Consider the following 8,125-nt stretch of genomic DNA (forward strand, 5'->3'; position numbering starts at 1 on the left):
CCTACCTCGAACTCGGCCCCGACCCCACCCTCACCACCGCCACCCAACACACCCTGGACCACGCGGAGGCCACGGGGGAGCCCGGTGGCGGGGGGACGCCGCGTACGGTGGCGACGTTGACCCGCAAGCAGCCCGAGCTGGTCGCCTTCGGTCAGGCCCTGGCTCGCCTGCACGTGGCAGGGGCCGACGTCGACTGGGCGAGCTGGTTCCCGTCCGGGCCGGCGCCGCGGGTGGTGGACCTGCCCACGTACGCCTTCCAGGGCGAGCCGTACTGGCTGATCCTCGATGACGCTGTCGGCGACATGGGGGCCGCCGGGTTGCAGCGGGTGGAGCACGCGCTGCTGCCGGTCGCCGTGGGGCTCGCCGACGGTGGCGTGCTGCTGACCGGACGGCTGTCCGCCAGCGGTGGCCGGGGTTGGCTGGCCGACCACGTGGTGGCCGGCTCGGTGCTGCTCCCGGGCGCGGCGCTGACCGAATGGGCACTGCACGCAGCGGACGAGGTGGGTTGCGGAGGCGTCGACGAACTGGCGCTCCAGGTGCCGCTGGTGCTGCCCGCGTCCGGCGGGCTCCGCATCCAGCTCGCCGTCGGCCCGATGACCGACGACGGCCGGCGTGACCTGCGGATCTACTCCAGGCCCGACCGGGATGCAGACCTGGCCGCCGACGCCACCTGGGTGTGCCACGCCGAGGGTGTGCTCAGCCCGCCGGCGGACGGGGCGAGCCAACCGGAGCCGTTGGCCGCCGCCTGGCCGCCAGCCGGCGCGGAACCCGTAGAGGTCGCCGACTTCTACGAGCGGGTGGCGTCGGGCGGGTACGGGTACGGTCCGGCGTTCCAGGGGTTGCGGGCTGCATGGCGGCTCGGGGACGAGGTGTACGCGGAGGTGGAGCTGCCCGAGTCGGCGGGGGAGCGGGAGGGTTACGGCATCCACCCGGCCCTGCTCGACGCCGCGCTCCACCCGGCCCTCCTGCTGGACGAGTCGCAGCAACCCGATGCCGACGACGACCGGGTGTGGCTGCCGTACGCCTGGCAGGGGGTGGCGCTGTGGGCCGCCCAAGCCACCTCCGTACGTGTCAGGATCACGCCGAACGCGCAGGTGGCGGAGGGTGAACGTGGGCTGCGGGTGACCGTCGCCGACGCGGTGGGCGTCCCCGTACTGACGGTCGACTCCCTCGCCATGCGGCCCGCGACCGCCGATCAGCTCAAGGCCGGCGGCGAGCAGGGTGCGGACGGCCTGTTCACCCTGGACTGGACCCCACTGGCCCACCCCACCGCCCCCGGGGCCGCCGACGGCTGGGCGGTCGTCGGAGAGCAGGGGACCACTGCACTCGGCAGGCTCGCAGGCTTCGGCGACGCCGAACCCGACGCGTACGCGGACGTGTCGGCCCTGGTCACAGCCCTGGACGAGGGGGTCGCCGTGCCGCCGGTGGTGCTGCTGCCCGCCGCCGACCTGGCGACCCCGGAGTCGGACACAGCCACCGACGGCGATGTGGGTACGGGCAGGGTGACCGGGGCTGATGACGGTTCGGCGGTGGCTGCCGCCGGGTTGGCCGTGGCCGGGCGGTTGCTCGGGCAGGTCCAGGCATGGCTGGCCGAACCGCGGCTGGCCGAGAGCCGGCTGGTGGTCGTCACCCGCGGTGCGGTGACCGCCGACGAGGTACGCGGGGACGGAGCCGTCACCGCCGACTGGGTGCAGGTGCCCGCCGCCGCGGCCTGGGGCCTGATCCGTAGTGCCCAGACCGAGAACCCCGGGCGCTTCCTGCTCCTCGATCTCGACCCGGCCGACGACCGCGGCACGGAGGGCGCGGGCGCACCGTCCGACGCCGTCGACCTGCCCGGGGTCGTCGCACTCGCCGCCACGGCCGATGAGCCGCAGCTCGCCGTGCGTGCCGGACGCACCCTGGCGCCCCGGCTCGTGCGCGCCGGCACCGACAGCGGCGACATCGTCGGCCCGGCCGGCGAACGCGCCTGGCGCCTGGAACTCCAAGGCGCCGCCACCCTGGACAACGTGGTCCCGGTGCCCTGCCCCGACATCCTCCAGCCGCCCGCCGCAGGCCAGGTACGGATCGAGGTGCACGCGGCAGGCGTCAACTTCCGCGACGCGCTGATCAGCCTCGGCATGGTCCCGGGCCAGGTCGGCCTCGGTGGGGAAGGCGCCGGTGTGGTCACCGCCGTCGGCCCGGACGTCACCCACGTCGCCGTCGGCGACCGGGTGATGGGCATCTTCGACCGTGCCTTCGGCCCCACCGCCCTCACCAATGCCCACATGGTCGCCCCCGTACCCGAGGGTTGGACCTTCCACCAGGCAGCCGCGGTGCCGACGGTCTTCCTGACTGCTTGGTATGGGTTGGTGGACTTGGGTGGGTTGGTTGCGGGTGAGTCGGTGTTGATTCATGCGGGGACGGGTGGGGTGGGGATGGCGGCGGTGCAGATTGCCCAGCATCTGGGTGCTGAGGTGTTTGCGACGGCCAGTCCTGCCAAGCATGGTGTGTTGGAGGGGTTGGGTGTTGATGCGGGGCATCGGGCGAACTCGCGGGATCTGGGCTTTGAGTCGGTGATCCGGGAGGCGACTGGTGGTCGTGGTGTGGATGTGGTGCTCAACAGTCTGGCGGGTGAGTTCGTCGACGCCTCGTTGCGGCTCCTCGGCGACGGCGGCCGGCTCCTGGAGATGGGCAAGACCGACATCCGCGACCCGGAGGTCATGGCAGCCGCCTACCCCGGCACCCGCTACCAGGTCTACGACCTGGTCACCGACGCAGGGCCGGAACACATCGGGCGCATGCTCGGTTCGCTCAGTGAACTCTTCACCAGTGGCGCGCTGACCCCGCCCCCGCTTCGGGTGTGGCCGCTGGCCAGGGCCCGGCAGGCGCTGCGCCACCTCAGCCAGGCCAAGCACACGGGCAAGCTCGTACTCGACGTGCCGGCGGCGGTCGACCCGGAAGGCACCGTCCTGATCACGGGAGGCACCGGAACCCTCGGCGCCCTCGTCGCCGAACACCTCGTACGCGCCCACGGCCTGCGCCACCTGCTGCTCGTCAGCCGGCGTGGCCCGGCGGCCGAAGGGGCCGAAGCGCTCGCCGCACGACTGGCCGAACTCGGCGCCGAGCCCCGTATCGTCGCCGCGGACGTGGCCGACGCGACGGCGGTCGCCGACCTCATCGCCGGCATCGACCCGGCCCACCCGCTCACCGGCGTCATCCACGCCGCCGGCGTGCTGGACGACGCCGTCGTCACCGCGCAGACCCAGGAGGGGCTGGCCCGGGTGTGGGCAGCCAAGGCCACGGCCGCCGCCCACCTGCACGCGGCCACCGCCGCCAGCCGGGTGGCCATGTTCGTCTTGTTCTCCTCGTCGGCGGCCACCCTGGGCAGCCCGGGACAGGCCAACTACGCGGCGGCCAACGCCTTCTGCGACGCACTGGCCGCCCACCGCCGGGGCCTCGGTCTGCCCGCGGTCTCCATCGCCTGGGGCCTGTGGGCCAGCGCCAGCGGCATGACGGGCAACCTCGCCGACGCCGACCTGGCCCGCATGGCACGCTCAGGCATCGCCGCCATGCCAAGCCCGTACGCCCTCAGCCTGCTGGACGCGGCACTCCACCACGGCGCACCGGGCCTGGTCGCGGCCGACATCAACCCGCGCGCCCTGGCCACCCAGCCGGCCGACACGCTCCCCGCCGCACTGCGCGCCCTGGTGGCGGCGAGTACCGGCGCCACCCGCGGCCGACGCACCGCCACCGCGGGCGGCGGGCAACCCGTCGACTGGGCGGGCCGGCTGGCCGGGCTCCCCACCGAGGAACAACTCCGCACACTGGTCACCCTCGTCCGGGGCAACGTCGCCACCGTACTGGGTCACGCCGACGCCGAAGCGGTCGACGCCGACGCCAACTTCAAGGACCTGGGCTTCGACTCGCTGACCGCCGTGGAACTCCGCAACCGGCTCGCCGCCGCGACCGGCCTGCGACTGCCTGCGGCGCTGGTCTTCGACTACCCCGAGCCCACGGTGCTGGCCGAGTTCCTCCTCCAGCGCATCGCCCCCGCCGGCGGGCCCGTCAGCGGCCCCGACGCGGTCGATCCGGTGCTCAACGATTTGGCCCGGCTTGAGAACGCGTTGATAAAGCTTGACCTGGAAGACGGCGATTCCGGTGCGGTCACGGCTCGGCTGGAGAGCCTGCTGGCGAAATGGAAGGCGGCACGCAAGCCCGCACACGAGGGCAGCGCCGTGGAGAGGCTGGAATCCGCGTCAGCGGACCAGGTTCTCGACTTCATCGACAACGAACTTGGGGTGTCCTGAATGTGCGGGACCACACCATCGCTAAGGCCGGGGGCTACCTCATGGTGAACGAAGAGAAGCTGGTCGAGTACCTCAAGCGCGTCTCCGCTGACCTGCATGAGACGCGGCTGCGGCTGCGCGAGGTGGAGCAGCGGTCGCAGGAGCCGGTGGCCGTGGTCAGCATGGCTTGCCGGTTCCCGGGCGGGGTCAGCTCCCCCGAACAGCTGTGGGACCTGGTCGCGGACCGTACCGACGCGATCGGCGACTTCCCCACCGACCGCGGCTGGGACCTGGACGGGCTCTACCACCCGGACCCGGACCACCCCGGCACCAGCTATGTGAAACAGGGTGGCTTCCTCTACGACGCCGACCAGTTCGACCCCGCGTTCTTCGGCATCAGCCCGCGCGAGGCGCTGGCCACCGGGCCGCAACAGCGACTCCTCCTGGAGACCGCCTGGGAGGCGTTCGAGCGGGCCGGCATCGACCCGATATCGCTCAAGGGCAGCCAGACCGGGGTGTACGCCGGCACGGCGACCACCGGCGGCAACGGGCAGGGCGAGACCCCGCAGAAGGGCTCGGAGGGTTACGCGGGCAACGCTCCCAGCCTGCTCTCCGGCCGGGTCTCCTACACGCTGGGCCTCGAAGGTCCGGCCGTGACGATCGAGACGGCCTGTTCCTCGTCACTGGTGGCCATGCACCTGGCCGTGCAGGCGCTGCGGCAGGGTGAGTGCTCGCTGGCGCTGGCCGGCGGCGTCACCGTGATGGCCTCGCCCGAGGTGTTCACCGGGTTCTCGCGCCAGCGCGGCCTGTCGCCCGACGGCCGGTGCAAGGCGTTCGCCGCTTCGGCTGACGGTACCGGCTGGGGCGAGGGCGTCGGCCTCATCCTCCTGGAGCGGCTGTCGGACGCCCAGCGCAACGGCCACCGGGTCCTGGCACTGGTCCGCGGCTCGGCCATCAACCAGGACGGTGCCAGCAACGGCTTCTCCGCCCCCAACGGGCCCTCCCAACAGCGTGTCATCCGGCAGGCGTTGGCCAGTGCCAGGCTCTCGCCGTCCGAGGTGGACGCGGTGGAGGCGCACGGCACCGGCACCCGGTTGGGCGACCCCATCGAGGCCGACGCGCTGATGGCCACGTACGGTCAGGACCGGCCCGCCGACCAGCCGCTGTGGCTGGGCTCGGTCAAGTCCAACATCGGTCACACCCAGGGTGCGGCCGGTGTCGCCGGCGTCATCAAGATGGTGATGGCGCTGCAACGGGAGCACCTGCCTCCCTCCCTCCACCTGGACGAGCCGACCCCGCACGTGGACTGGAACGCCGGCGGCGTACGCCTGCTGACCGAGCCCGTCCCGTGGCCGGCCGGCGAACGCACCCGACGCGGCGGCGTCTCCTCCTTCGGCATCTCCGGCACCAACGCCCACGTCATCGTCGAAGAGGCACCCACCGCCGACGAACAGCCCGCACCCACCCCCGGCGGACAGCCCGCCACCGGCCTGGTGCCCTGGATCGTCTCTGGCCGTACCGCCGACGCCCTTCGGGGCCAGGCCGCTGCCCTCGTCACCCACCTCGCCGCACGGCCGCAGACCTCGCCGGTCGACGTCGGCTGGTCCCTGGCGACCACCCGCTCGGTCTTCGAACACCGCGCCGTCGTCGTCGGCAACGACCACGACGACCTGCTGACGGGCCTGCGCGCCCTCGCCGCCGGCGAGACCCACCCCGACGTCATCACCCCGGGCACCGCAGCAGCCACCACCACCGGCGCCAGCGGCGTCGGTCCGGTGTTGGTCTTCCCTGGTCAGGGTTCGCAGTGGGTGGGGATGGGTGCGGGGTTGTTGGAGGCTTCGCCGGTGTTCGCGGCGCGGGTGGCGGAGTGTGAGGTGGCGCTTGCGCCGTACGTGGATTGGTCGTTGGCTGAGGTTCTTCGTGGTGGTGTGGGGGCTGCCGACCTTGGCCGGGTGGACGTGGTCCAGCCTGTGCTGTGGGCCGTCATGGTGTCGCTTGCCGCCGTGTGGGCGGATCAGGGTGTGAAGCCGGCCGCGGTCGTCGGGCACAGCCAAGGTGAGATCGCCGCGGCCGTCGTCGCCGGTGCGCTGTCTCTCGAAGATGGCGCCAAGGTCGTCGCCCTGCGCAGCAAAGCGTTGCGCAAGTTGGCTGGCGGCGGTGCGATGGCATCCCTCGCACTCAGTCAGGACGAGGCGGTTGACTTCCTGGCCGGGCTTGGTGAGGCGGGTGCGGGTGCGGGTGTGGCGGCGGTCAACGGGCCTGGTTCCACGGTGATTTCGGGCCCACCCGGGCACGTACAGCACGCGGTGACGGCGCTGGAGGAAGCCGGCGGTCGGGCGCGGCTGATCGACGTGGACTACGCCTCGCACAGTCCCCAGGTGGACGAGATCGCCGACGAACTGCGGCAGGTACTGGCGGGGATCACCCCCACCAGTTCGTCCGTGGCCTTCTACTCGACGGTCACCGCCGAGCGGGTCGACACTACGCTGCTCGACACCGACTACTGGGTGACCAACCTCCGCGAACGGGTCGCCTTCGCCGACGCCGTACGCGTCCTGCTCGCCGACGGGCACCGGGTCTTCATCGAGGCCAGCACCCACCCCGTGCTCACCATCGGACTCCAGGAGTCCTTCGACGAGGCCGGCATCCAGGCGACCGCCGTTCCCACCCTGCGCCGTGAACAGGGCGGGCTCGACCAACTGGTACGGTCCGTGGCGCTGGCCTTCGCCGCCGGTGCCGAGGTGGCCTGGGAAGGCTGGTTCCCGGCAGAACCGGCGCCCGGCACGGTCGAGTTGCCCACGTACGCCTTCCAGCGCCAGCGCTACTGGCCGACCGGTGGTGCCGGCGTCGGTGACGTCGGCGCGGCCGGGTTGCAGCGGCTGGAACACGCCCTGCTGCCCGCGGCCGTGGGGCTCGCCGACGGCGGGCTGCTGCTGACCGGCCGGCTCACGGCCCAGTCCTCCTCCTGGCTCGCCCAACACGAGGTGGGCGGTACGGTCATGGCGCCCGGCGCCGCGCTCGTGGAGTGGGCCCTGCGCGCCGCCGACGAGGTGGGAAGCGCGGGCGTGGAAGAGCTGATGCTCCAGGTGCCGCTGGCGCTGCCCGCCTCCGGCGGGGTGCGGGCCCAGGTTGTGATCGGCCCGGCTGACGACGACGGCCGGCGCACGCTCCAGATCTACTCCAGGCCCGACCAGGACACGGACCTCGGCGGTGACGCCGGTTGGGTGTGCCACGCGGACGGTCTGCTGAGCCCGCCGAACACGGCGCCGGACGCACCTGCACGGCTGGACGGCACCTGGCCGCCGGCCGGGGCGTCGGCGGTGGACGTACAGGACCTGTACGAGCGGGCCGCGGGCCGTGGGTACGGGTACGGGCCGGCGTTCCAGGGGCTCAAGGCGGCCTGGCGGCAGGGCCCGCACGTCTACGCCGAGCTCGAACTGCCGGAGGCGGCCGGCGACCGGGAGGGCTTCGGCATCCACCCTGCGCTCCTCGATGCCGCCCTGCACCCCGCGCTGCTGCTGGACGAGCCGGCGGCCGATGCCACTGCCGATGCCGACGCCGAGCAGGTGTGGCTGCCGTTCGTATGGAGCGGCGTCGCCCTGTGGGCCGCCGAGGCCGGCAGCGTACGCGTGCGCATCTCGCCCGAGGCGCAGGGTTCCGACGACGAACGGGCCCTCCAGGTGACCGTGGCCGACGCGGTGGGCGCGCCGGTGCTCACCGCTGATGCCGTCACCATGCGCCCGGCCGCCGCCGAACACCTGAAGGCCGCGGGCCGCAGCGCCGACGGCCTGTTCACCGTTGACTGGCTGCCTCTGCCTGGTGGCGTGGGGGGTAGCGGTGTGGTGGGTGGGGTTTCGGAT

The 8,125-nt window shown here is 72.9% G+C and carries 2 protein-coding genes; both read left to right on the forward strand.

Going from position 1 to position 8,125, the window contains the following annotated elements:
- On the forward strand, positions 1–4,286 hold a 4,286-nt coding region (locus ACMA1D_RS31640), incomplete at its 5' end, for an SDR family NAD(P)-dependent oxidoreductase (RefSeq protein ID WP_414727416.1).
- Between the two features lie 41 nt (positions 4,287–4,327).
- A partial coding sequence (locus tag ACMA1D_RS31645; RefSeq protein WP_414727417.1) for a type I polyketide synthase occupies positions 4,328–8,125 on the forward strand: 3,798 nt, incomplete at its 3' end.

Source organism: Streptomyces sp. 796.1 (assembly GCF_047525675.1).
GTDB lineage: Bacteria > Actinomycetota > Actinomycetes > Streptomycetales > Streptomycetaceae > Streptomyces.